This window comes from Streptomyces sp. NPDC001744, from assembly GCF_042892575.1.
In the GTDB taxonomy this organism is placed as follows: domain Bacteria; phylum Actinomycetota; class Actinomycetes; order Streptomycetales; family Streptomycetaceae; genus Streptomyces.
In genome coordinates this window covers 375,607-398,182 of sequence record NZ_JBIAUG010000002.1, presented here as the reverse complement: position 1 = coordinate 398,182, position 22,576 = coordinate 375,607, and the positions used below count along the sequence as shown (strand labels likewise).

Annotated in this window: 25 protein-coding genes and 1 riboswitch; of the genes, 1 reads left to right on the top strand and 24 read right to left on the bottom strand. The window is 72.3% G+C overall.

Going from position 1 to position 22,576, the window contains the following annotated elements; genetic code table 11:
• Window positions 1–8: 8 nt before the first annotated feature.
• From ACFYZY_RS04290 to rpsB, 9 genes are all read right to left on the bottom strand, one after another.
• Window positions 9–1,040, bottom strand: coding sequence for an ABC transporter ATP-binding protein (locus ACFYZY_RS04290; RefSeq protein ID WP_388689283.1), 1,032 nt, complete (start codon window positions 1,038–1,040; stop codon window positions 9–11).
• Complete coding sequence (locus tag ACFYZY_RS04285; RefSeq protein ID WP_388689383.1) at window positions 1,040–2,653, bottom strand: ABC transporter permease; 1,614 nt, start codon at window positions 2,651–2,653, stop codon at window positions 1,040–1,042. Before ACFYZY_RS04285 ends, ACFYZY_RS04290 begins: the two co-directional genes overlap by 1 nt.
• A gap of 56 nt (window positions 2,654–2,709) precedes the next feature.
• Window positions 2,710–3,801 carry a thiamine ABC transporter substrate binding subunit gene (locus ACFYZY_RS04280; protein WP_388689281.1) on the bottom strand — a complete coding sequence of 364 codons (1,092 nt, stop codon included), beginning with the start codon at window positions 3,799–3,801 and terminating at the stop codon, window positions 2,710–2,712.
• A gap of 83 nt (window positions 3,802–3,884) precedes the next feature.
• A riboswitch (TPP riboswitch) is annotated at window positions 3,885–3,994 on the bottom strand.
• Window positions 3,995–4,043: 49 nt separating this feature from the next.
• Window positions 4,044–5,150, bottom strand: coding sequence for a 23S rRNA (adenine(2503)-C(2))-methyltransferase RlmN (rlmN, locus tag ACFYZY_RS04275; protein ID WP_015036491.1), 1,107 nt, complete (start codon window positions 5,148–5,150; stop codon window positions 4,044–4,046).
• Window positions 5,151–5,265: 115 nt separating this feature from the next.
• Window positions 5,266–6,381, bottom strand: a complete 1,116-nt coding sequence (locus tag ACFYZY_RS04270; protein ID WP_388689280.1) for a phosphatidate cytidylyltransferase — start codon at window positions 6,379–6,381, stop codon at window positions 5,266–5,268.
• Window positions 6,381–6,938, bottom strand: coding sequence for a ribosome recycling factor (frr, locus tag ACFYZY_RS04265; protein ID WP_053646719.1), 558 nt, complete (start codon window positions 6,936–6,938; stop codon window positions 6,381–6,383). Before frr ends, ACFYZY_RS04270 begins: the two co-directional genes overlap by 1 nt.
• Window positions 6,939–7,032: 94 nt before the next feature.
• Complete coding sequence (gene pyrH, locus ACFYZY_RS04260; RefSeq protein ID WP_388689278.1) at window positions 7,033–7,797, bottom strand: UMP kinase; 765 nt, start codon at window positions 7,795–7,797, stop codon at window positions 7,033–7,035.
• Between the two features lie 164 nt (window positions 7,798–7,961).
• Window positions 7,962–8,798, bottom strand: coding sequence for a translation elongation factor Ts (gene tsf, locus ACFYZY_RS04255; RefSeq protein ID WP_388689277.1), 837 nt, complete (start codon window positions 8,796–8,798; stop codon window positions 7,962–7,964).
• Between the two features lie 108 nt (window positions 8,799–8,906).
• Window positions 8,907–9,830, bottom strand: a complete 924-nt coding sequence (gene rpsB / locus ACFYZY_RS04250) for a 30S ribosomal protein S2 (RefSeq protein ID WP_388689275.1) — start codon at window positions 9,828–9,830, stop codon at window positions 8,907–8,909.
• A 255-nt stretch (window positions 9,831–10,085) separates the two neighbouring features.
• Here rpsB and ACFYZY_RS04245 point away from each other — a divergent pair, with 255 nt between their 5' ends.
• Window positions 10,086–10,529, top strand: coding sequence for a murein hydrolase activator EnvC family protein (locus ACFYZY_RS04245; RefSeq protein WP_388689274.1), 444 nt, complete (start codon window positions 10,086–10,088; stop codon window positions 10,527–10,529).
• A 155-nt stretch (window positions 10,530–10,684) separates the two neighbouring features.
• Here ACFYZY_RS04245 and ACFYZY_RS04240 read toward each other — a convergent pair whose 3' ends face one another.
• The 15 genes from ACFYZY_RS04240 to ACFYZY_RS04170 all read right to left on the bottom strand — a co-directional run bounded on the left by ACFYZY_RS04240 (window position 10,685) and on the right by ACFYZY_RS04170 (window position 22,574).
• The gene (locus ACFYZY_RS04240; RefSeq protein WP_388689381.1) at window positions 10,685–11,251 is read right to left on the bottom strand and encodes a TetR/AcrR family transcriptional regulator; all 567 of its coding nucleotides are present in this window, start codon (window positions 11,249–11,251) and stop codon (window positions 10,685–10,687) included.
• 52 nt (window positions 11,252–11,303) lie between these two features.
• The gene (gene whiG, locus ACFYZY_RS04235; protein ID WP_388689272.1) at window positions 11,304–12,140 is read right to left on the bottom strand and encodes an RNA polymerase sigma factor WhiG; all 837 of its coding nucleotides are present in this window, start codon (window positions 12,138–12,140) and stop codon (window positions 11,304–11,306) included.
• Between the two features lie 239 nt (window positions 12,141–12,379).
• Window positions 12,380–13,597 (bottom strand): DNA-processing protein DprA, encoded by a 1,218-nt coding sequence (gene dprA, locus ACFYZY_RS04230; protein ID WP_388689270.1) that lies wholly within the window; start codon window positions 13,595–13,597, stop codon window positions 12,380–12,382.
• Window positions 13,594–15,207: a YifB family Mg chelatase-like AAA ATPase gene (locus tag ACFYZY_RS04225; protein ID WP_388689269.1), complete on the bottom strand. Its 1,614-nt coding sequence runs from the start codon at window positions 15,205–15,207 to the stop codon at window positions 13,594–13,596. Before ACFYZY_RS04225 ends, dprA begins: the two co-directional genes overlap by 4 nt.
• Window positions 15,207–15,590: a YraN family protein gene (locus tag ACFYZY_RS04220; RefSeq protein WP_388689267.1), complete on the bottom strand. Its 384-nt coding sequence runs from the start codon at window positions 15,588–15,590 to the stop codon at window positions 15,207–15,209. Before ACFYZY_RS04220 ends, ACFYZY_RS04225 begins: the two co-directional genes overlap by 1 nt.
• Window positions 15,591–15,697: 107 nt before the next feature.
• Window positions 15,698–16,006, bottom strand: coding sequence for a DUF2469 domain-containing protein (locus ACFYZY_RS04215; protein WP_005311352.1), 309 nt, complete (start codon window positions 16,004–16,006; stop codon window positions 15,698–15,700).
• Between the two features lie 29 nt (window positions 16,007–16,035).
• Entirely contained in the window at window positions 16,036–16,536 is a 501-nt protein-coding gene (locus ACFYZY_RS04210) for an NUDIX hydrolase (protein WP_388689265.1), read from the bottom strand.
• Between the two features lie 149 nt (window positions 16,537–16,685).
• Window positions 16,686–17,450: a signal peptidase I gene (lepB, locus tag ACFYZY_RS04205; protein WP_388689264.1), complete on the bottom strand. Its 765-nt coding sequence runs from the start codon at window positions 17,448–17,450 to the stop codon at window positions 16,686–16,688.
• Window positions 17,451–17,503: 53 nt separating this feature from the next.
• Window positions 17,504–18,448 carry a signal peptidase I gene (gene lepB, locus ACFYZY_RS04200; protein ID WP_388689379.1) on the bottom strand — a complete coding sequence of 315 codons (945 nt, stop codon included), beginning with the start codon at window positions 18,446–18,448 and terminating at the stop codon, window positions 17,504–17,506.
• Complete coding sequence (lepB, locus tag ACFYZY_RS04195; protein WP_388689262.1) at window positions 18,417–19,400, bottom strand: signal peptidase I; 984 nt, start codon at window positions 19,398–19,400, stop codon at window positions 18,417–18,419. Before lepB (ACFYZY_RS04195) ends, lepB (ACFYZY_RS04200) begins: the two co-directional genes overlap by 32 nt.
• Complete coding sequence (lepB, locus tag ACFYZY_RS04190; protein ID WP_388689260.1) at window positions 19,393–20,289, bottom strand: signal peptidase I; 897 nt, start codon at window positions 20,287–20,289, stop codon at window positions 19,393–19,395. The genes lepB (ACFYZY_RS04195) and lepB (ACFYZY_RS04190) overlap by 8 nt, the downstream gene beginning before the upstream one ends.
• Before the next feature lie 69 nt (window positions 20,290–20,358).
• Entirely contained in the window at window positions 20,359–20,709 is a 351-nt protein-coding gene (rplS, locus tag ACFYZY_RS04185; protein WP_043229374.1) for a 50S ribosomal protein L19, read from the bottom strand.
• A 129-nt stretch (window positions 20,710–20,838) separates the two neighbouring features.
• Complete coding sequence (gene trmD, locus ACFYZY_RS04180) at window positions 20,839–21,660, bottom strand: tRNA (guanosine(37)-N1)-methyltransferase TrmD (protein WP_388689259.1); 822 nt, start codon at window positions 21,658–21,660, stop codon at window positions 20,839–20,841.
• Window positions 21,657–22,226 (bottom strand): ribosome maturation factor RimM, encoded by a 570-nt coding sequence (gene rimM, locus ACFYZY_RS04175; protein ID WP_388689257.1) that lies wholly within the window; start codon window positions 22,224–22,226, stop codon window positions 21,657–21,659. The genes trmD and rimM overlap by 4 nt, the downstream gene beginning before the upstream one ends.
• Before the next feature lie 108 nt (window positions 22,227–22,334).
• Window positions 22,335–22,574, bottom strand: coding sequence for an RNA-binding protein (locus ACFYZY_RS04170; protein WP_388689255.1), 240 nt, complete (start codon window positions 22,572–22,574; stop codon window positions 22,335–22,337).
• Window positions 22,575–22,576: the final 2 nt, after the last annotated feature.

The window sequence follows — 22,576 nt, the reverse complement described above, 5'->3', positions numbered from 1 at the left end:
CGCGGTGCTCACCGCGGCGCGTCGTCGCCGAGCACCACCACGTCCTCCGGCCGGAAGGCGACCCCGGTCCCCGTTCCCGCCTCCGGCGCGTCCCGCAGCGGGAGCTCGGCCTCCAGGGCCGGGCCGTCCGCCGGCCGGAGCCGTACGACGACCTGGCTGCCCCGGAAGGTGCGGGACTCCACCGTCCAGTCCGGCGCCGCCCCGGCGGGGACCAGCCGCACCCCGCCGGGGCGGACGAGGAGCCGCCGTTCGCCCTGCGGGGAGCCGTCCGGCACGGGGATCCTCCCCCAGGCGGTGTCCGCGACCGTTCCGGTCACCCGGGCCGGCACCACGTTGTCGAAGCCGAGGAAACGGGCGACGAACTCGGAGGCCGGGCGGCTCCACACCTCGACGGGCACCCCGGACTGGGCGATCCGTCCGTCCCGCATGACCACGACCCGGTCGGCGAGCGCGAACGCCTCGCCCTGGTCGTGGGTGACGGCGAGGACCGTCGTCCCGAGCCGCCCGAAGAGCTGCCGCAGCTCCACGACGAGCCGTTCCCGCAGGCCCCGGTCGAGCTGGCCGAGGGGTTCGTCGAGCATGAGCAGCCGGGGCCGGGGCGCGAGGGCCCGGGCCAGCGCGACCCGCTGCTGTTCGCCGCCGGAGAGCGCGGCGACGGACCGCCGTCCGGCGTCCGGCAGGCCGACGAGGTCGAGCAGCTCCCCCACCCGCTCGGCCCGCTCGGCCTTCCCCGCGCCGCGCATCCGGAGGCCGAAGGCGACGTTCCCGGCCACGTCCCGCTGCGGGAAGAGCTGGTGGTCCTGGAACATGAGCCCGACGCCCCGCCGGTGCGTGGGCACCCCGCTCTGGTCGGCGCCGTCGAGGAGCACCCGGCCGGCGTCGAGCGGCTGGAGGCCCGCGACGGCCCGCAGCAGGGTGGACTTGCCGCTGCCGCTGGGGCCGAGCACGCACACGGTCTCGTGGTCGGCGACCTCCAGGTCCACGGCGTCCAGGACGGCCCGCGCCCCGAACCGTACGGTCGCCCCGTCGAGTCTCAGCATCAGAACTCCCCGGAGGTCCGGTCGGTACGGAGCCGTTCGAGCAGCAGCAGGGACACCGCGCACACCACCATCAGGATCGTCGAGAGGGCCATGGCCTGGCCGTAGTTGAGCTCGCCGGGCCGGCCGAGCAGCCGGGCCACCGCGACCGGCAGCGTCGGGCTGTCGGGCCGGGCGATGAACACGGTCGCGCCGAACTCGCCGAGGGACACCGCGAACGCGAACCCGGCCGCGACGAGCAGCGCCCGGCGCACCAGCGGCAGGTCCACCTCCCGCCAGGCCCGCCACGGCGGGGCGCCGAGCACGGCCGCCGCCTCCCGCAGCCGTTCGTCGACCGCGCGCAGGACCGGCAGCATCGTCCGGACGACGAAGGGGACGCCGACGAGGGCCTGCGCGAGGGGCACGAGGATCCAGCTCGCCCGCAGGTCGAACGGCGGCTCGTCGAGGGTGATGAGGAAGCCGAAGCCGACGGTGACGGCGGAGACCCCGAGCGGCAGCATGAGCAGCGCGTCGAAGCCCCGGACGAGTCTGCCCGCCCGCCGGGTGAGCGCCGCCGCCGCGAGGCCGCCGATCACCACGGCGATGGCGGTGGCGGCCGCCGCGTACCGCAGCGAGTTCCCGATCGCCTCCAGCGGCGGCACCAGGAAGGTCCCGCTCTCGTCGAGCGAGCCGAGCGCCCGGTAGTAGCCGAGCCCGTATCCTCCGGGGCCGGCGAACGACCGCTCCACGAGGACGCCGAGCGGCAGCAGGATCAGCAGGGCCACCGAGACGAGGACGCCGCCGAGCAGCGCCCACTGCCCGGCGCCGCGCGGCCTGCGCGCGGTCCGCTCCGGCGGCACGAGCCGCAGCGCGGTCTCCCGCCGCCGGGCCGTCCGGGCGTGCAGGGCGAGGATCGCGCCGGCCGCCGCGAACTGCACGAGGGTGAGGACGGCGGCCGTCGGCAGGTCGAGCAGCCGGGCGGTCTGCCGGTAGATCTCCGCCTCCAGGGTCGTGTACGCGTCCCCGCCGAGGATCTGCACGACGCCGAAGGAGGTGAAGGTGAAGAGGAAGACCATCAGGGCGGCGGCCGACACGGCCGGGACGAGCGCGGGCAGCGTCACCGTCCGCCAGGCCGTGGAGCGGGAGGCGCCGAGGACCCGGGCGGCCTCCTCCTGGCGCGGGTCGAGCTGGGCCCAGAGACCGCCGACGGTCCGGACGACGACCGCGTAGTTGAAGAAGACGTGGGCGAGGAGGATCGCCCACACGCTCGTGTCGAGCCGCAGCCCCCACAGTTCGTCCGTGAGCCCGTTCCGGCCGGCCAGCGCCAGGAACGCCGTGCCGACCAGGACGGTGGGCAGCACGAACGGCACCGTGACCACGGCCCGCAGGACGTTCTTGCCGGGGAAGTCGAGGCGGGCGAAGACGTACGCGCCGGGCAGGGCGACGAGCAGGGTGAGGCCGGTGGAGGCGAGGGCCTGCCAGACGGTGAAGCCGAGGACGTCGAGGACGTCCGGCCGGGTCAGCGTCTCGCCGATCCGGCCGAACCGCCAGGTCCCGCCGGGCCGCAGCCCCCGGTCCACGATGGACGCGACGGGCCACGCGAAGAAGACCGCGAAGAACGCGACGGGCAGGGCCATGAGCCCGAGCCGCGTCACGTTCCCGCGCACGTCCTTCCTGGTCACCGGGGGCCTGGTTACCGGACGGTCGAGGACCACTGCTGGATCCACGCGTCGCGCTTCTCGGCGATCTTCCCGGGCGCCATGGTCTCCGGCTTCTCCACGACCACGCCGTGCTCGGTGAACAGCCCCGGCAGGGCCGCGTCCTTCGCCACGGGGTTGACGAACATCTGGAGCGGCATGTCCTCCTGGAACGTCTTCGAGACCAGGAAGTCGATCAGCGCCCTGCCGCCCTCGGGGTTCTTCGCCCCGTTCAGCAGGCCCGCGAACTCGGTCTGCCGGAAGCAGGTGCCGGTGGAGACCCCGGTGGGCGCCTCCTTCGGCCGGGGCTCGGCGTACAGCACCTCGACCGGCGGGCTGGAGGCGTACGAGACGACCAGCGGCCGGTCGCCCTTGGCCTTCCTGCCGCCGGCCGAGCCGGAGAACTCCTGGTTGTAGGCGAGCTCCCAGCTGTCGACGGTCTTCACGCCGTTGGCCCTGAGCTTCTTCCAGTAGCCCTGCCAGCCGTCGTCGCCGTACTTCGCGGCCGTGCCGAGGAGGAAGCCGAGGCCCGGGGAGGACCGCTCGGGGTTCTCGACCACGAGCAGGTCCCTGTACTCCGGCTTCGCCAGGTCGTCGAAGGTCACCGGCGGCGCCAGCTTCCTGTCGGCGAAGTACTTCTTGTCGTAGTTGACGCAGATGTCGCCGGAGTCGACCGGCGTGACCCGGTTCTCCTTGTCGAGCCGGTACTCCGCCGGGACCCGGTCCAGGCCCTTCGCCTCGTACGGCACGAAGATGCCGTTGTCGAGGGCGCGGGAGAGCAGGGTGTTGTCGACGCCGAAGAAGACGTCGCCCTGCGGGGAGCCCTTGGTCAGGATCTCCTTGTTGACGGCCTCGCCCGCGTCGCCGGCCTTGAGGACCTTGACGGTGAAACCGGTCCGCTTCGTGAACTCGGCCAGGACCTCCTTGGAGGCGTTGAACGAGTCGTGGCTCACGAGGGTCACGGTCTTCGGCGCGGGCGTGCCGGTCCTGCCCGCGGCCTCGTGGGCGCCGCCGGTGCCGCAGGCGGCGAGGGCGGTGACGCCGAGCGCCGCGAGGAGCGCGGCGGCGGCCTGCTTCCTGATGCTCACTGAGTTTTCCTCCTGGGTGGGACCAGGAAGAGACGCGGCCCTGCCCGCGGCCGGCGGACCGGACGCGGGCAGGGCGCAACAGCTTGAGTTAACGACCGAACTCCCTACCCAGAATGACCTGGGCGAGGTTCAGAGGGTCTGCGGTCTGACGGCACCGCACTCTCAGCGCTGTGGCGCTCCCCTGTCGGAATGAATCTGTCGGAGTGACTATGAAGATGTGTGTTCGACCTCAGGGTACAAGGTCAGCGTTCGGCGGCCGCGAGCTGCCCGCAGGCCCCGTCGATCTCCTGGCCCCGGGTGTCGCGGACGGTCACCGGCACGCCGTGACGGGCGATGGCCTCGACGAACGCCTTCTCGTCCTCGGGACGGGAGGCGGTCCACTTCGAGCCGGGCGTCGGGTTCAGCGGGATCAGGTTGACGTGCACCCGCCTGCCCTTGAGGAGCCGGCCGAGCAGGTCGCCGCGCCACGCCTGGTCGTTGATGTCCCGGATGAGGGCGTACTCGATGGAGATCCGGCGCCCGGACTTCTCCGCGTACTCCCAGGCCGCGTCGAGGACCTCCCGCACCTTCCAGCGCGTGTTGACGGGCACGAGGGTGTCGCGCAGCTCGTCGTCGGGGGCGTGCAGGGAGACCGCGAGCCGGCACTTGAAGCCCTCGTCGGCGAAGCGCAGCATCGCGGGCACGAGCCCGACGGTGGAGACGGTGATGCCGCGCTGGGACAGGCCCAGGCCGTCGGGCTCGGGGTCGGTGAGCCGGCGGATGGCGCCGACGACCCGCTTGTAGTTGGCGAGCGGCTCGCCCATGCCCATGAACACGATGTTGGACAGCCGCGCCGGTCCGCCGGGCACCTCGCCGTCGCGCAGGGCCCGCATGCCGTCCACGATCTGGTGCACGATCTCGGCGGTCGACAGGTTCCGGTCGAGCCCGGCCTGCCCGGTCGCGCAGAACGGGCAGTTCATGCCGCAGCCGGCCTGCGAGGAGATGCACATGGTGACCCGGTCCGGGTAGCGCATGAGCACCGACTCCACGAGCGTGCCGTCGTGCAGCCGCCACAGGGTCTTGCGGGTGGTGTCGTCGTCGCACGAGATGTGCCGCACCACGGACATCAGGTCGGGCAGCAGCTCCCCGGCCAGCTTCTCCCGCGAGGCGGCGGGGATGTCGGTCCACTCGGCGGGGTCGTGCGCGTACCGCGCGAAGTAGTGCGTGGACAGCTGCTTGGCGCGGAAGGGCTTCTCGCCGATCGCGGCGACGGCCTCCTTCCGCTCGGCGGGCGTGAGGTCGGCGAGGTGCCGCGGCGGCTTCTTGGCTCCGCGGGGGGCGACGAAAGTGAGTTCTCCGGGCTTGGGCATGGTCCTACCAGTGTCGCAGAGATACGAGGAAGGGCCCGCCGCCCTTGTGGACGGCGGACCCCTCCCGGAGGAACGCTTTGGGGACGGCCGCTCTTCCCGCGGCGGGACCAGCGGGTCAGCCGGTGCCGACGAACAGCGCGAGCAGCAGCCACACCACCGGCGCCGTCGGCAGCAGGGAGTCGAGCCGGTCCATGATGCCGCCGTGACCGGGCAGCAGCGTGCCCATGTCCTTGATGCCCAGGTCGCGCTTGATCATCGACTCGCCGAGGTCGCCGAGCGTCGCGCTCGCCGCCACCGCGAGACCGAGGACCAGACCCTGCCACCAGACCCCGTCGTCGATCATGAACTGCATGCACAGCGCGCCCGCGGCCATCGCGAACGCCACCGCGCCGGCCAGGCCCTCGCGGGTCTTGCCGGGGCTGATGCGCGGCGCCAGCTTGTGCTTGCCGAAGCGCCAGCCGACCGCGTACGCCCCGGTGTCGCTGACCACCGTCAGGAGCAGGAAGGTCAGCACCCGCCACGGGCCGTCGTCCGCGGTCAGCAGCAGGGACACGAACGTCGCCAGGAACGGCACGTAGAACGCGGCGAACACGCCCGCCGTGACGTCCTTCAGATAGCCCTCGGGGGGCTTCGCCATCCGCCACACCAGGACCGCGAGCGCCGTCAGGGCCGTCGCGACCCAGGCGCCCTCGGGACCGCGCGCGTACCCGGCGACGACCATCGCCGCGCCGCCGACCGCGAGCGGCACCAGCGGTGCCCCGATCTGCTTGCGCTCCTGGAGGCGGGAGGTCAGCTCCCACAGCCCGACCACCACGGCGACCGCCACGACCCCGACGAACGCGGCCTTCCAGATGAACAGCGACGCGATGATGACGGCGCCGAGTCCGACTCCGACCCCTATGGCCGCGCCCAGGTCCCGGCCCGCGCTCTTCTTCTGCCGCGGCGGGGGCGCGGACGACGGAGGCGGGGCGGGGCTGGACATGGGCTCCTGCGGGTGCTCGTGCGGGTGCTCGTACGGCGTCCCGTCACGGAACGGGGGGCCGCTCGGGTGAGCGGCCCCCCGGCCGTGTCCGTCCTGGAATCCGCCGGCGGGGACGTCGGGCACGAGGGGCATGGGGCGAGTCTGCGACGCAGGATGCCCCTCGTGTGCGGGACCCGCCGGGGCGGGCCCCTGGTCGGGCCCCCCGCGGCCGGGAGGACCGGCCGGGGCACCCCAGGAAGAGTCGTTCATCAGACCTCGAGCAGCTCGGCTTCCTTGTGCTTGAGCAGCTCGTCCACCTGCGTGACGTACTTCGCGGTGGTGTCGTCGAGCTCCTTCTCCGCGCGGCGGCCCTCGTCCTCGCCGACCTCGCCGTCCTTGACGAGCTTGTCGATGGACTCCTTGGCCTTGCGGCGCACCGAGCGGATCGAGATCTTCGAGTCCTCGGCCTTGCCCTTGGCGACCTTGATGTACTCGCGGCGGCGCTCCTCCGTCAGCTCGGGGAACACCACCCGGATGATGTTGCCGTCGTTGCTCGGGTTGACGCCGAGGTCCGAGTCGCGGATCGCCTGCTCGATGTTGCGCAGCGCGCTCTTGTCGAACGGGGTCACCACGGCCATCCGCGGCTCCGGGACGGAGAAGGAGGCCAGCTGGTTGATGGGGGTGATGGCGCCGTAGTAGTCCGCCACGATCTTGTTGAACATCGCCGGGTGCGCACGGCCGGTGCGGATCGCGGCGAAGTCCTCCTTGGCGACCACGACGGCCTTCTCCATCTTCTCCTCGGCCTCGAGGAGGGTCTCTTCGATCACCACTTGCTCCTGCGTGTCGTCGCGTTGTGTCCTGCACGGTGTACGACCGGCAGGGCTGTCGTCCAGCCCCTCGCGGGGCGGTTCCCGGTTCGGGTCAGGCCCGGGTGCCCTGGTCGCTCACGAGCGTGCCGATCTTCTCACCCTTCACCGCGCGCGCGATATTGCCCTCGGTGAGCAGTTCGAAGACGAGGATCGGGAGGTCGTTGTCACGGCACAGGGTGACGGCGGTGGCGTCGGCGACCTTGAGGTCGCGGGCGATCACCTCGCCGTACTCGAGGGCGTCGAACTTGACCGCGTCGGGGTTGCGCTTGGGGTCGGAGTCGTAGACCCCGTCGACGCCGTTCTTGCCCATGAGCAGCGCCTCGGCGTCGATCTCCAGGGCGCGCTGGGCCGCCGTGGTGTCCGTGGAGAAGTACGGCATGCCCATGCCCGCGCCGAAGATGACGACGCGGCCCTTCTCCAGGTGGCGCACGGCGCGCAGCGGGATGTACGGCTCGGCGACCTGACCCATGGTGATGGCGGTCTGGACGCGGGAGTCGATGCCCTCCTTCTCCAGGAAGTCCTGGAGGGCGAGGCAGTTCATCACGGTGCCGAGCATGCCCATGTAGTCGGAGCGGGCCCGGTCCATGCCGCGCTGCTGGAGTTCGGCGCCGCGGAAGAAGTTTCCGCCGCCGATCACGATCGCGATCTCCGCGCCGTCGCGGACGACGGCCGCGATCTCACGCGCGATGGCGTGCACGACATCGGGGTCGACGCCCAGGCCGGTACCGCCGGAGAAAGCCTCTCCGGACAGCTTCAGCATGTAGCGGCCGGCCTTTTTGCCGTTGTTGTCGTCGCCCTGTACGGCGCCCTGGTTCATGGAGATCTCCTCGTGCACATACGAAGGAGGCCATTGCCTTGGGTCCTCGCGGTTTCCCGTACGGCAATGGCCTCCTCGTCAGATCTGCGGTCGTCCTGCGCGGGGGCGGGCGACTGCTTCAGACCCTACCGGGGTCCGGTGTCCGTCGCTTTCGCGGACAGGCTTCAGATGCCGACCTTGATGCGGGTGAAGCGCTTCAGGGTGACACCGGCCTCGTCCAGGATCTGCTGGACGGACTTCTTGTTGTCCAGCGCGTACGGCTGGCCGAGCAGCGTGGCGTCCTTGAAGAAGCCGTTCACGCGACCCTCGACGATCTTGGCGATCGCGGCCTCGGGCTTGCCCTCGGCGCGGGTGGTCTCCTCGGCGATGCGACGCTCGGACTCGACGACCTCGGCCGGGACGTCCTCACGGGTGAGGTACTTCGGCGCGAAGGCGGCGATGTGCTGCGCGACGCCCTTGGCGACGGCGGCGTCGGCCTTGTCGAACTCGACGAGGACACCGATCTGCGGCGGGAGGTCCGGCATCGTGCGGTGCATGTACGCGTAGACGAAGCCGTCGGCGTACTGCGCGAAGCGGTCCAGGACGATCTTCTCGCCGAGGTTGGCGTTGGCCTCGTCCACGAACGCCTGCACGGTCTTGCCGGGCTCGATCTCGGAGGCGAGCAGCGCCTCCAGGTCGGCCGGGGAGGTGGCGGCGACGTGGGCGGCGAGCTGGTCGGCGACGGCCTGGAACTTGTCGCCCTTGGCGACGAAGTCCGTCTCGCACTTCAGCTCGACGAGGACGCCGGAGGTGTGGTCGTCGGCGATGAGGGAGACCACGGCGCCGTTCTCGGCGGAGCGGCCCTCACGCTTGGCGACACCCTTCTGGCCCTTGATGCGCAGGGCCTCGACGGCCTTGTCGACATCGCCGTCGGCCTCGTCCAGGGCCTTCTTGCAGTCCATCATGCCGGCGCCGGTGAGCTCGCGGAGCTTCTTGACGTCAGCGGCGGTGTAGTTCGCCATGAGTCTGTTTCTCTCTCGAAGTCTGAAAGATCGGGCGGGTCCACGGGTGGACGGCGGGGGCTTCGCGGGCCCCCGCCGTCGTCACCCGAAGGTCCTGGTCCTGGAGGGTCAGGCCTGCTCGGCGGCCTCGGCCTCGGCCGGGGCGTCGGCGGCCTCGGCGTCCGCGACCTTCTCGGTCTCGGCGGAGGTCTGGACCTCGGCGGTCTCGGCCTCGGCGGCGGCCGGAGCCTCGGCCTCGGCGGAGTCGGCCTTCTTCTCGCCCTCGAGCAGGTCGCGCTCCCACTCGGCGAGCGGCTCGCCCTGGGCCTTCTCGCCCGGCTTCGAGTCACCGGTCGCGGCACCGGAACGGGCGATGAGGCCCTCGGCGACGGCGTCGGCGATCACGCGGGTGAGCAGGGTGACGGAGCGGATCGCGTCGTCGTTGCCCGGGATCTTGTAGTCGACCTCGTCGGGGTCGCAGTTGGTGTCGAGGATCGCGACGACCGGGATGTGGAGCTTGCGCGCCTCACCGACGGCGATGTGCTCCTTCTTGGTGTCGACGATCCAGACGGCGCTCGGCACCTTCTGCATCTCGCGGATACCACCGAGGGTCTTCTCCAGCTTGGCCTTCTCGCGGGAGAGGACCAGGAGCTCCTTCTTGGTGAGACCCGAGGCGGCGACGTCCTCGAAGTCGATCTGCTCGAGCTCCTTGAGGCGCTGCAGACGCTTGTAGACGGTGGAGAAGTTGGTGAGCATGCCACCGAGCCAACGCTGGTTGACGTACGGCATGCCGACACGCGTCGCCTGCTCGGCGATGGCCTCCTGGGCCTGCTTCTTCGTACCGACGAACATGATGGAGCCGCCGTGCGCGACGGTCTCCTTGACGAACTCGTAGGCGCGGTCGATGTACGACAGCGACTGGAGCAGGTCGATGATGTAGATGCCGTTGCGCTCGGTGAAGATGAAGCGCTTCATCTTCGGGTTCCAGCGACGGGTCTGGTGACCGAAGTGGACGCCGCTCTCCAGCAGCTCCCGCATCGTGACGACGGCCATGGCCGTATCTCCTTGGGTTTCTCGGTTGTGTTCCTGACGCCCCGGCGCGCCATGCCCGCGAGGGACCGAAAGGCGCTGCCACCGCCGGTGAGGACCGTGGCGGGGCGTGCGAAGTCGACCCGGTGTCCCGAGTCGCCATAGGAAGTGTACGGGACCCCGGGGGCGGCGGGTGACGGCGTTGTCCACAACCGGCGCCCGGTCCACAGAAACCGCCCGCGACCCCTGCGAACGGGGCGCCCCGGAGAACCTTTCCCCATGCACCTCACGACGCTGATCCTCGCCCTCGGCCTCCTCTGGCCGGTGGACCCGCCCGAGCTCCTCCGCGGCTGGCAGCCGCCGCCCGGCCCGTACGCCGCGGGCCACCGCGGCGTCGACCTCGCCGCACCGCCCGGCACCCCGGTCCTGGCCCCCGCGGCCGGCACCGTCGCCTTCGCCGGCCCGGTCGGCGGCCGGGGCGTCCTCACCCTCACCCTTCCCGGCACGGGCACTCCCCCGCTCCGCACGACCTTCTCCCCCGTGACCCCCCTGGTCCCGGCCGGGATCCCGGTCCGGGCGGGCGCACCGATCGCCCGGGCCGCCCCCGGCACCCACTGCGCGCGAAACTGCCTCCACTGGGGTCTCCTCCGGGGCGACCGGTACCTGAACCCCCTGCGCCTGATCGGACGGGCACCGTCACGCCTGCTGCCGTGGGGAGGGTGAGGGAACCGGGGGTGGGGTGGAGGAGGGAGGGAGTGGGGGGAGGGGGCGGGGGGGAAGGGGGCGGGGGGGAGGGGGAAGCCACTGTGCAGGCCGGGCCGGGGAACCGCTCCCGGACGAGTGCCCCGGAGAACGCCGTCCAGGCGCTCCCCCGGCTCTCAGGCCGGAGAGCCGCCGACGCCGTGGAGGGCCATCGTGACCGCCGCTTCGGCGATCTCCGCCGGGTCCTCGGCCGCGCCGAGCTCGATGCGGCGGACGGCGGCGTCGACGACGCCCTGGAGGAGCATGGCGCCCAGGCGGGGCCGGGGCTGTCCCAGGGCGGCGAGCGCCTCGACGATCATGGCGACCAGTCCGCCGTGGGCCGCGCGGATCTTCTCGCGGGCGCCGTCGTCCAGTTCGCTCGCGGAGATGGCGACGACCGCGCGGTGGCGCCGGTCCCCGACGAGTTCCAGCTGCTTGCGCACGTACGCCTCGACCTTGCCCCGGGGCGTCCCGGCGTCGGCCATGGCCGTCTCGACCTCGGCGGCCCAGACGGGGAAGTCGACGGCGCACAGCTCTTCGACGACGGCGGCGCGCGACCGGAAGTACTCGTAGACCGACGAGCGGGCGAGGCCCGTGCGTTCGGCGAGTGCGGGGAAGGTCAGCGCCTCCGTCCCGCCCTCGGACAGCAGGGAACGCGCGGCGTCCAGGAGGGCGCCGCGCTGCATCGTCCGGTGCTCGGCCACCGAGGCCGCTCGAATCCTGGGCACGGCTCCACTGTACGACCGGCCCCGGGGCTCAGCGTCCGGCGTCGGCCAGCTTCGCCCGGAGCTGGAGGACGGACTTGGTGTGGATCTGGCTGACGCGGCTCTCGGTGACGCCGAGGACGTGACCGATCTCGGCGAGGGTGAGGCCCTCGTAGTAGTAGAGGGTGACGACCGTCTTCTCGCGTTCGGGGAGCGTGTTGATGGCGCGGGCGAGGAGCCGGCGCAGCTCACGGTCCTCGGCGACCTCGACGGGGTTGTCGGCGGCCGTGTCCTCGAGGGTGTCCATCAGGGAGAGGCGGTCTCCGCCCTCGCCTCCGACGTGCAGCAGCTCCTCCAGGGCGACCACGTTCGCCAGGGACAACTGACTGAAGACCGAGTGCAGTTCCTCCAGCGTGATCTCCATCTCCGCGGCGACCTCGCTCTCGGAGGGGGTGCGGCGGAGCCGGGCCTCCAGGGTGGCGTAGGCGCGTTCGACGTTGCGCGCCTTCTGGCGGACGGAGCGCGGGATCCAGTCGAGGGCGCGGAGTTCGTCGATCATGGCGCCGCGGATGCGGGTGATGGCGTACGTCTCGAACTTGATGGCGCGCTCGACGTCGAACTTCTCGATGGCGTCGATGAGGCCGAAGACGCCGGAGGAGACGAAGTCCGCCTGCTCCACGTTGGACGGCAGCCCGACGCTGACCCGTCCGGCGACGTACTTGACGAGGGGCGAGTAGTGCAGGATCAGCTGTTCCCGCAGCCGCTCGTCGCCCGTGTCCTTGTACGAACGCCACAGTTCGTCGAGGGAGGTCGGTGCGGACGGACGCACGGTGCCCCGGGCTGCTGGGGGCACCGCGGCGCGGTCAGACCCGGAGGTGTGCTGGGGCATGCGTCGCCTTGAGCCGTTCTGCTGTCGGGTGTCTCGGTGCGGGTGTCGCAGGGGGAATCCCGGTGAGCGTAGCGTGAGTGCGCCGTCGCGGTGAGCGAACATCGGCGCATCGCGCCGCTCCGGGGGGACACCGTCGACCACGTCTTCGAACGGGGGCCGTGGCGCGTGTCGGCCCCTCGGTCGTGGCCGGAAGGACTCGGTCGTTCATCGGCTTCACCTTTTCACCCGATTGCTCCGGGTCAAGTACCGCCTCGCCGCGCGTTCGACGCCCGGGTGGTCGTGTTCGTCAACCGCCAGCCCTCTCCGTGGCGTTCGACGAAACCGAGGGAGTGGAGTTCGTACAGCTTGGCGAGGGTGGCGTCGGGGGTGGTTCCGGCGCGGCGGGCGATGGCCGTGGTGGGGGTGGGACCGCGGGCGGGTACGGCTTCCAGGACGTGGGCCGTGGCGGGGGCGAGGAGGTCGCGGGGGAGGACGGGCCCCCGGCGCGGCGGGGCGAGCTGGCCCATGTCCCCGACGAGTTCGACGATCTCGTCGGCGTCGGTGACGAGGGTGGCGTCGCCGCGCAGGAGTTCGTGGACGCCGGCGGAGAGGGCGCTGGCGACGGGGCCGGGTACGCCCATGGTGTGGCGGCCGAGTCGTGCGGCGGCGCGGGCGGTGACGAGGGAGCCGCTGCGGTGTTGTGCCTCGACGACGACGGTGCCGCGGGTGAGGGCGGCGATGAGGCGGTTGCGGAGGATGAAGCGGCTGGGGGTGGGGTGGCTGCGCGGCGGCAGTTCGCCGATGACGAGTCCTTGTTCGGCGATGCGCCGGATGAGCCGGTCGTGGCCGCGGGGGTACGGGGTGTCGACGCCGCAGGCGAGGACGGCGACGGTGGCGCCGTCGGCGGCGAGGGCTCCCCGGTGGGCGGCGCCGTCGATGCCGTAGGCGGCTCCGGAGACGACGACCCAGCCCTTTCTCGCCAGGTCGGTGGCGAGACCGGTGGCGGTGTGGGCGCCGTACGGGGTGCAGGCGCGGGCGCCGACGAGGGCGACGGAGCGCAGGGCCCAGGTGCGCAGGTCGGCGGGGCCCCGGACCCAGAGGCCGAGGGGGCGGGCGTCTCCGAGGTCGTCGAGCTGGCTGGGCCATTCGGTGTCGCCGGGGATGAGGAAGCGGCCGCCGAGGGCGTGGACGGTGTCGAGGTCGCGGGCGGGTTCGGCGGTGGCGGCGCGCAGTCGCCAGGAGGCGACGCGCCGGGGGCCGGTGCCGGGGAAGGGGTCGCCGTCGGAGCGGGAGGTGCCGGGACCGGAGGGGGCGGGTCGGGCGGTGCCGGGGTGGAGGAGTTCTCGGAGGAAGCCGGTGGCCCCGTAGTGGCGGAGCCACCGGCCGGCGTGTTCGTCGCCGGGTTCGGCGGTGCGGGTGAGGGCGGCGCGGGCCAGCCGTTCGTCCGTGGGGGCGGGCGGGTCGGGTCGGGTGGTCATGTGCGGTTCCCCGTTCCGGCGGGTACGCCACGGGCGACGCCGGTGCGCATTTCGAGGGCGAGGGCGATGTCCTGGTGGTCGGGCCGGTCGTGTCCGGCGAGGTCGGCGACGGTCCAGGCGACGCGCAGGACGCGGTCGAGACCGCGTGCGGTGAGCAGGCCGCGCTCGATGTCCCGTTCGGCTTCGGCGAGGGCTCCGGGGGCCGCGTGGTGGCGGGTGCGGAGTTCGTGGCCGGGGATCTCGCTGTTCACCCTCCAGGGGGTGTCGGCGAGGCGCGCGGCGGCACGGGCGCGGGCTTCGCGGACGCGTGCGGCGACGACGGCGGTGGCTTCCCCCCGGTCGCCCCGGCCGAGGAGGTCGGCACGGGTGACGGGTTCGGCCTCGACGCGGAGGTCGACCCGATCGAGCAGGGGTCCGGAGAGGCGCGCCTGGTAGCGGCGGACGAGGGAGGGCGGGCATTCGCAGCCGGCGCCGTACAGGGTGTGCCGGCCGCAGGGGCAGGGGTTGGCGGCGAGGGCGAGGAGGAAGCGGGCGGGGAGGCGGACGACGCCGGCGGCGCGGGCGATGACGACGTGTCCGGATTCGAGGGGCTGACGGAGCGCGTCGAGGGCCTTTCCGGAGAATTCCGGGGCTTCGTCGAGGAAGAGGATGCCGCGGTGGGCGAGGGAGACGGCGCCGGGCCTGGGGTGGCCGTTGCCGCCGCCGACGAGGGACTGCATGGTGGCGGAGTGGTGGGGTGCGCAGTAGGGGGCGCGGCGGACGAGGGGTTCGCCGGGCGGGAGGATGCCGGCGACGGAGTGGACGGCGGTCACCTCCAGGGATTCCTGCCGGGTGAGGGGCGGGAGGATGCCGGGGAGGCGTTCGGCCAGCATGGTCTTCCCGGCGCCGGGCGGGCCGGAGAGCAGGATGTGGTGGCCGCCGGCGGCGGCGATCTCCAGGGCGCGGCGGGCGCGGTGCTGGCCCGCGACGTCGGCGAGGTCGGGTCCTTCGGCGGGGTCGGCGGCGAGTCCGGTGCCGATGCCGGCGCCGGGGACGAGGAGTCCGGAGAGCATGGCGTCGGGCCGGCCCTCTTCGGTGGGTTCCTCGTCGGGGACGGGTTCGTCGGTGAGGACGGCGATCAGCTGGCGGAGGCTGCGGACGCCGAGGACGGAGACGCCGGGGACGAGGGAGGCTTCGCCCGCGGTCCGTTCGGGGACGACGACCTGCCGGTATCCGGCCTCGGCGGCGGCGAGGACGGCGGGCAGGACTCCGCGGACGGGGCGGACGCGCCCGTCGAGTCCGAGTTCGCCGATGAGGACGAGGTCGGCGATGGCGCGCGGGTCGATGCGCTCGGCGGCGCCGAGGACGGCCGCCGCCACGGCCAGGTCGAATCCGCTGCCGCCCTTGGGGACGGATGCCGGGCTGAGGCCGACGGTGAGTTTCTTCTGGGGCCATTCGGCGCCGGAGTTGACGATGGCGGCGCGGACGCGGTCGCGGCTCTCGGTGAGGCTCTTGTCGGGGAGGCCGACGAGGGTGAAGGCGGCGACGCCGGGTTCGAGGTCGGCCTGTACTTCGACGACGACGCCTTCGACGCCGACGAGGGCCACGGAGCAGGTGCGGGCGAAGCCCATCAGGCCACCCCCCGGGCGTGGGTGAGGACGGGTGCGCCGCGGCGGGGCAGGACGATGCCGACGAGGTCGATGCGGACGCCGCCGGCGGGTGCCGGGGTGTCGTTGCGGTCGAGCCAGCAGTCGGCGAGGTGGCGGAGCCGTTCGGCCTTGCGGGGCGTGACGGCTGCCATGGGGTGTTCGTAGGCGCCGTGGCGCCGGGTCTTGACCTCGCAGATGACGAGGGTGTCGCCGTCCCGGGCGACGATGTCGATCTCTCCGGTCCGGCCGCAGCGCCAGTTGCGGGCGAGGATGTGCATGCCGGTCGCGGTGAGCCGGCGGGTCGCCAGTTCTTCTCCGTACCGTCCGAGTGCGCGGGTGGCACCGGTCCTGTCGGTCGTGTTCATACGGACCACCTCCGTCACCGACTGTGACGTGGTGGGGCGTTCCGTGTGCGGCGCTGTGGACGGCGGTGGGGCTGTGGAAAACCCGCTCACCCGCGAGGGTGGTTCTCCTAGCTGCCGGGGAGTTCGAGGTCGCTCTTGTTGAGCTCCTCGATGTTCACGTCCTTGAAGGTGAGGACACGGACCTGCTTGACGAACCTGGCCGGCCTGTACATGTCCCAGACCCAGGCGTCGGCCATGCTGACCTCGAAGAAGACCTCGCCCTGCACCGAGTGCACCTGCATCTCGTAGTCGTTGGTGAGGTAGAAGCGCCGCTCGGTCTCGATCACGTATTTGAACAGCCCGACGACATCGCGGTACTCCCGGTAGAGCTTCAGCTCCATCTCGGTCTCGTACTTCTCGAGGTCCTCGGCGCTCATGGCATGTTCCCCTTCAGCCGTGCGTCCCCCTATTGTGCGTCAGCCGCACGCGTCCCCGGGACGATGTCCGGGGCGAGGGCGACCGGTGCACGCGGAGGTCCCTCGTCGAGCAGCGTGCGCAGCAGCTCGGCGAGCCTGGTCGGGTACACCGTCTCACGGGCCGCCGACAGTTCGGCGGAGGTCCACCATCTCAGGCCCGCGATGCTGCGGGTCTCCAGCTCCGTGAGGGACCGCGGTCCGGGTGCGGCCCCGGTCCGGCGGGTGCGGGCGAGGTAGTACGTCTCGTCCTGGTCCCAGCGGCGTCCGGCGAAGGGGAAGGAGCAGTACCGGCTCCAGATCGCGGGTCCGAGATCGACCTCGGTGATGCCGGTCTCCTCCGCGAGTTCGCGCAGTGCCGCCTCCTCCGGGGTCTCGTCGCCCTCCAGGCCGCCGCCGGGGGTGAACCACCAGGAGTCGTCGGGGTTCCCCGGCTCGTGTCCGTGCAGGAGCAGGACGCGGTCGTCGGCGTCGAGCAGGACGACCCGGGCCACCTTCCGGCGTACGGCCCCGGCTTCCGTCCCCGGCGCTTCCGTCTCCGCTCCCCGCGCCCCGGCCCCTACCCCCGCCCCACGCTCCCCCGTCTCCCCCGTCTTCCTCTCCGTTCCGTCCCGGCCCGCTCCCGCGCCCCGCGCGTCTCCCGTCATCCCCCCACCCTCTCGCGCGTCCCGGACCGCTGCCCGCCCGTGCCCCGCGTCAGGAGCCGTGCCACCGGTCCGTACGCCGCGCCCGCGAGGACCAGTACGGCCCCGGCCGCGATCGCCGTGAGGAGCGCGTGGAACGGGCCCGGCCGCGAGACCCCGCCCGGGAGGGCGGCGAAGCCCGGCTGGGGTTCCAGGAGGCCCTTGGCGGGCCAGACGACGGCGTCGACCCGGGCGGTGACCGCGGAGCGGGGCACGGTGCCCCGGCCGGCGTCCTCGAGGTGGCTGCGGGAGTCGAGGGAGGTGTGCCGGTCGTCGCCGAGGAGGAAGAGGTTGCCCGCGGGGACGGTCACGGAGAACTCCTGGCCGGAGGCGACCGTCCGGCCGCCGGGTCCGGGCCTGAGGTACGGCTCGTCGACGCCCCTGCCGTCGACGGTGAGGCGGCCGGTCGCGTCGCAGCAGGCGACGGTGTCGCCGCCCACGGCCACGACCCGCTTGACCATGGGCGAGGAGCCCCACAGGGGGTCGGTGAAGACGATGACGTCACCGCGCTTCACCTCGTCGCCGCCGACGCGTTCGGCGAGCACCTTGGAGCCGACGTCGAGGGTGGGGGTCATGGAGTCGGTGGGGACGGTGTACGGCCGGTAGAGCAGGGCGCCCCAGACGAACCCGCCGAGGAAGAGCACACAGCCGACGGCCACGGCCAGTCCCGACAGCGCGCTGCCGAGACGGCCGTGGCCGCCCTTGGTCCGTATGGTCCCGCTCATGTGCACCCCAGAGGTCTGTCGACGGTCCGGGACGGCACACTACCCGCGGGGTTCTACTCGGCGGTATGCCGTTCGAGCTGCTTCTTCCGGCGCCACAGGACCAGCGGGAGCGCCCCGGCGAGGCTCGCCGCGCCGAGCGGGGCGGCGCCCATGGCCTTGTTGAGGGCGGGCTGGTCGAAGATGCCGGGCACGGGGAGGGTGGCCCAGCGGGTGACGGGCCAGGCGACGACGACGGCGCGGCCCACGACCTGGTCGGCGGCGACGGTGCCGCCGCCGGGGAGCTCCTGGTGGAAGCGGGAGTCCAGGGAGTTCTGGCGGTTGTCGCCCATGACCCAGATGCGGCCCTCGGGGACCTTGATCGGGCCGAAGGAGTCCTGGCAGGGCACGGAGCCGGGGTAGAGGTAGGAGGTCTCGTCGAGTGCCACGCCGTTGAGGACGACCTTGCCGCCCTCCTTGCAGGAGACGGTGTCGCCGCCGACGGCGACGACGCGCTTGATGAGGTCCTTCTCCTCGGCGGACGGCATGAGGCCGATGAAGCTGAGGAACTTCTGCACGACGTTCGGCTTGGGGGTCTCCGCGGTCTCCAGCCAGCCGCCCGGGTCGTGGAAGACGACGACCTCGCCGCGCTCGGGCTCGGAGCCGAACCAGGGGGTCAGCTTGTCGACGAGGACCCGGTCGCCCTTCTTGAGGGTGTTCATCATCGATTCCGAGGGGATCGAGAACGCCTGCACCAGGAAGGTCTTGATCAACAGGGCGAGCACCAGGGCGACGCCGATGAGGAGGGGCAGCTCCTTCCAGAAGGAGCGCTGCTTCCTGGGAGCCTTGCCGGACCGGGCCTCCCCGACCTCGAACCTGTCCGCCCCGTCGCCGGAACCGGCCGTCCCGTCGCCGTGCGACACCCCGTCGTCCGTCACGTCGTCACCCGTCACCTCGTCGCCCCTGGCCTCTTCGGCCCTCTTCTCGGGCTCATCGTGTCCGGATCGTGCGCCGAGGGCCAAATCCCCCACATCCACTCCTCAGTCCGTGAGAACGCCCGCCCCGGGAAAGGGACGGGCCCACCACTCCCATAACGAGCAGAAGTTCCGCAGGGGTCGGGAGCCCGGGCAATCCGTTCAGATTCCGCTGGGACACACTATGCGACGGGCCGGACGCCTTGTCGTCCTCCGCACGGGCGTCCGGTACGCCGTCGAAGGTCTTCCGCTCCTCCAGGCGCCGCCAGTGGCCGACGGGCCAGGCGATCACCACGGCACGCCCGACGACCTGTTCCTCCGCGACGGTGCCGTGGTCCTTCTCGTCGAGGTGGAAGCGGGAGTCGGCCGAGTCGGAGCGGTGGTCGCCGAGGACGAAGATCCGCCCTTCGGGGACCCTCACCTCGAAGGGGATGGCGGACGGCGGGTTCCCGGGGTGCAGGTACGGCTCGTCCAGCGGTACGCCGTTGACGGTGAGCCGCCCGTCCTCGCCGCAGCAGCGGACGGTGTCCCCGCCGACGGCGACGACCCGCTTGATGAGGTCCTGGTCGTCGGCGGAGGGCAGCAGTCCGATGAAGGTGAGGGCCTGCTTGACCTGCTTGACGCCGACGGGGTCGTCGGCGGGCGGCGCGTCCTCGTGCCGGAGCCAGTTGCCGGGGTCCTTGAAGACGACGACGTCGCCGCGCCGGGGCCGGGAGCCGAACCAGGGGGTGAGCTTGTCGACGAGGACCCGGTCGTGGACGCGGATCGTCTGTTCCATGGAGCCGGAGGGGATGACGAACGCCTGGACGAGGAAGGTCTTGAGGACGAGGGCGATGAGCACGGCCACCGCGACCAGGATCGGGATCTCCCGGATCGCGGAGCGCTGCCGCCGCCGCTTGACCTTGCGGGCGAGTCTGCGCCGTTCGGCCCGGCCGGGCCCCGTCACGCCCCGGTCCGGGGCGTGACGGGGTCCGCCGGACGACCGGCCCCGGCTACCCACGGCTCCCCGCCCCGCCGGCGGCCCGCTCGTCGGCGGTTTCCCCGCCGGACCGCTCCTCGCGCCCGGCCGGCGCCGTGCCGTGTCCGCCGGCCGGCGGGGCCGGTACGGCGGCGAAGGCGTCGGTGCCCGGTACGGCGGACCAGCGTCCGAAGGGCCAGACGATCCAGCCGGCGCGGCCGACGACCCGGTCGACGGGGACCATGCCGCCGCCGGGGTCTCCCAGGTGGTCGCGGGAGTCGCTGGACTGGCTGCGGTGGTCGCCCATGACCCAGAGCCTGTCCGGGGGGACCACGATGTCGAAGGGCACGCCGGAGGGCCGGTCGCCGGGCATCAGGTACCGCTCCGTGACGGTGACGCCGTTGACGGTGAGCCGGCCGTCCCCGTCGCAGCAGACCACCCGGTCGCCGCCGGTGCCGACGACCCTCTTCACGAAGTCGGTCCCGTCGGGCTCCGCGAGGCCGAGGGCGGCCGCCGCGTCGTGCAGGAGGCCCGTGACGGGGTTGTTCCGGGGCTCCTCCCGTACGAAGGAGCCGGTGCCGTCGAAGACGACGACGTCGCCGCGGCGCGGCCCGTCACCGGAGCGGTAGGCCAGTTTGTTCACGAGGATCCGGTCGCCGACCCGGAGCGTGGGCTCCATGGAGCGGCTGGGGATGAGGAACGGCTGCAGCACGAAGTGGCTCAGGAGCAGCAGGAAGAGCACGCAGGCGCCGCCCGTGAGGACGGTGCGGCGCCAGGAGGGCGCGGTCCGGTGCGGCGGTCCGGGCCGGGGGTCCTCGGAAACGCGTACGGAGCGCGACTCCTCCTCCGTGCCGGAGTCCGTACGGGGGTGCGTACGGGATTCCGTGCGGGAGGAGGGGTCGCGCTCCGTGTGCTGTGCTTCGGTGTCCATCGCCGGCAAAGCCTATCCGGCCCGCTCCTGCGGGGAACCGGAAGCGTCGCGCGTTCCGGGAGCCGGGGCTCAGCGGTCGCGCTTCTCCTTGATCTTGGCGGCCTTGCCGCGCAGCTCGCGGAGGTAGTAGAGCTTGGCGCGACGGACGTCACCGCGGGTCACGACCTCGATCTTCTCGAAGATCGGGCTGTTGACCGGGAAGGTGCGCTCGACGCCGACGGAGAACGAGACCTTGCGGACCGTGAAGGTCTCGCTGACGCCCGAACCCTGGCGGCGGATGACGACGCCCTTGAACTGCTGGATGCGGGAGCGGTTGCCCTCGATGACGCGCACGTGGACGTTCACCGTGTCGCCGGGACGGAAGGCGGGGAGGTCGGAGCGGAGGGAAGCCGCGTTGACCTGGTCGAGCAGGGAGGCCATGGAGGTCTCTTTCCTCGCTGATGCCACAGGTCATCAGCGGTACGTTCGAAGGTGGTCGCAGAGGCCGTTCGCTCCTGGCGGCGTCGTTCCCCCTGTGGCAGGGGCGCGCGCCGGACGGACGGCAGCGGCCTATTCTTCCACGTCCTCGACCCTGCGCCAAAATCGGCCGTCGGGCCCGGGGGCCCATCCCATCATCGAGAGGACCTCCCGGTCCTTCTTGTCGAAGGCGGCGGGATCGCAGCGCTCGATGAGGTCGGGCCGGTGGGCGGCGGTGCGCCGGAACGCCTCGTCGCGCCGCCAGCGGGCGATCTTCCCGTGGTGGCCGCTGAGGAGGACGTCGGGGATGCCCCGGCCGCGCCACTCGGGGGGCTTGGTGTAGACGGGGCCCTCCAGGAGGTTGGCCATGGCCCCGGGGGCGAAGGAGTCGTCCCGGTGGGACTCGGCGTTGCCGAGGACGCCGGGCAGGAGGCGGGCGACGGCCTCGGTGACGACGAGGACCGCCGCCTCGCCGCCGGCGAGGACGTAGTCGCCGATGGAGACCTCGTAGACCGGCATCCGGGCCGCGTACTCGTCCACGACGCGGCGGTCGATGCCCTCGTAGCGGGCCGGGGTGAAGATCAGCCAGGGCCGTTCGGAGAGTTCGACGGCGAGTTCCTGGGTGAAGGACCGGCCGCTGGGGGTGGGGACGACGAGGACCGGCCCGTGGGCGCCGCCCTCGTACCCGTCGGCGAGCGTCTGGTCGAGCGCGTCGCCCCAGGGGCCGGTCTTCATGACCATGCCGGGGCCGCCGCCGTACGGGGTGTCGTCGACGGTGTTGTGCCGGTCGTACGTCCAGTCGCGCAGGTCGTGGACGTGGACGTCGAGCTGTCCGCGCGCGCGCGCCTTGCCGACGAGGGAGACGTTCAGCGGTTCGAGGTACTCGGGGAAGATCGTGACGACGTCGAGCCTCACGCGTCCTCCTCGCGGGACTCGTCGTCCGACTCCTCGCGGGCGGAGGCGATCTCGGCACGGTCGTCGATCAGGCCGGGCGGCGGATCGATCACGGCCCGCTGGTCCTCCAGGTCGATCTCGGTGACGATCTCGGTGACGAAGGGGATCATCAGCTCGGTGCCGTCGGGGCGTTCGACGATGAAGAGGTCCTGGGACGGCAGGTGGGAGATCTCGGTGATCCGGCCGATCTCGGTGCCGTCGGTGAGGACGACGTCGAGGTCGATCAGCTGGTGGTCGTAGTACTCGTCCTCCTCCTCGGGCACCTCCTCGGGGTCGACCTCGGCGATGAGGAGGGTGTTGCGCAGGGCCTCGGCGGCGTTGCGGTCGCGGACGCCCTCGAAGCGCAGCAACAGCCTGCCGCTGTGGACCCGGCCGCTCTCGATGGTCAGCGGTCCGGTGGGGGCGGGGTCGGTGAGCAGTACGGCACCGGGGCCGAGCCTGAGCTCGGGCTCGTCCGTCCGCACCTCGACGGTGACCTCGCCCTTGATGCCGTGGGCGCGACCGATCCGCCCGACTACCAACTGCACTGCTTGCCACTCTCCTGTCACACGGCTCGTACGACAACGGGCCGGGGCGGGCCCGTAAGCCCTCCCCGGCCCGTGCCGGCACTGCTCAAGACGATGCTGTCGGTCCGCTCAGCGGACCTGGTCCACGTCGACGAGGTCGACGCGGATGCCGCGGCCGCCGATGGCGCCCACGACGGTGCGCAGCGCACGCGCGGTGCGGCCGTTGCGGCCGATCACCTTGCCGAGGTCCTCGGGGTGGACCCGGACCTCCAGCACGCGGCCCCGGCGCAGGTCGCGCGAGGCGACCTGCACCTCGTCGGGGTTGTCGACGATGCCTTTCACGAGGTGCTCGAGAGCCTCCTCGAGCATGA